2 protein-coding genes are annotated in these 1,065 nt (G+C 72.6%); one reads left to right on the top strand and one right to left on the bottom strand.

Annotated features, from left to right (window positions below):
• Window positions 1-114: 114 nt before the first annotated feature.
• Window positions 115-411 (bottom strand): DUF3024 domain-containing protein, encoded by a 297-nt coding sequence (locus KIK08_RS39170; protein ID WP_214408354.1) that lies wholly within the window; start codon window positions 409-411, stop codon window positions 115-117.
• A gap of 41 nt (window positions 412-452) precedes the next feature.
• On the opposite strand from KIK08_RS39170, the gene KIK08_RS39165 reads away from it, so the two are divergent.
• A complete protein-coding gene (locus KIK08_RS39165) occupies window positions 453-1,040 on the top strand; it encodes a peroxidase-related enzyme (RefSeq protein ID WP_214408353.1) in 588 nt (195 codons plus the stop codon).
• Window positions 1,041-1,065 lie beyond the last annotated feature (25 nt).

Here is a 1,065-nt window from a genome sequence, read left to right as displayed (position 1 = left end):
CCGGCCGGGAGCGCGGAGACCGCCGACCTGCTGGGCGTGCTGCGGCGCGCCGCGGCCCCGGTGGTCGGCGGTGCCGGGGTCCGGCGGGTGCGCGCCGGCGCCTGAGCGGCGCCGTCAGTCGCGGGCGTCGTCGAGCAGGGTCAGCGGGTCGGTCCCCGATGCGACGCGCTGCCAGTCGTCGCCGACGGGCCGGTACAGCGTCCAGGCGCCGTTCTCCGAGCGCAGCCGCGCCACCGGGGTGGACGACCACGCGGTGTGCAGCTCGGGGTAGGTGGGGGCGCGGCGGTCGAGGATGGTGACCTCGTCACCGGAGATGGTGTAGCCGATCTGGCGTTGTCGCCGTTCCTCGTTCGGGATGCGCGCAGTGCACCACTGTGACAGGCGGTGACGGATCTCCTCGGGAACGGCCACGACACGCATGGTCCACGTTCGCGGCGCTACCGTCGACCTCTATGAGCGCTGCACAGCTGCCGATCAGCCGGTTCGGACACGTCGAGCTCGAGGACATGCCCGAGGACCTGCGCGTGCGGATCCAGGCGGTCGCCGAGAGGTCCGGCTTCGTGCCCAACGTGTTCCGGGCGCTGGCCCGCCGCCCCGCCGAGCTCAGGGCGTTCCTGGACTACCACGACGCGCTCATGGAGAAGTCCGACGGACTGACCAAGGCCGAGCGCGAACTGGTCGTCGTGGCGACCTCGGGGGCCAACCACTGCACCTACTGCGTCGTCGCGCACGGGGCGATCCTGCGGGTGCGCGACAAGGACCCGGAGATCGCCGACCGGGTCGCCACCAACCCCTACGGCGTCGAGCTCGACGCCCGCCGCCGCGCCATCGTCGACCTCGCGCTGCTGATCGCCACCGACTCGTCGGCGCTCACCGAGGCCGAGCTCGACGACGCCCGCGCCGCCGGGCTCACCGACGACGAGATCTGGGACGTCGGCGCGATCACCGCCCTGTTCGCGATGTCGAACCGGCTCGCGCACCTGACGGCGCTGCGCCCCAACCCGGAGTTCTTCCTGATGGGCCGCATCCCCCGCGGCTGACCCGTCGAGAACGAAGTTGTCGTGC

It is taken from the genome of Pseudonocardia lacus (assembly GCF_018531445.1).
Lineage (GTDB): Bacteria > Actinomycetota > Actinomycetes > Mycobacteriales > Pseudonocardiaceae > Pseudonocardia > Pseudonocardia lacus.
The sequence above is the reverse complement of the archived record's forward strand: the minus strand, read 5'-3'. Positions and strand labels throughout refer to the sequence as shown.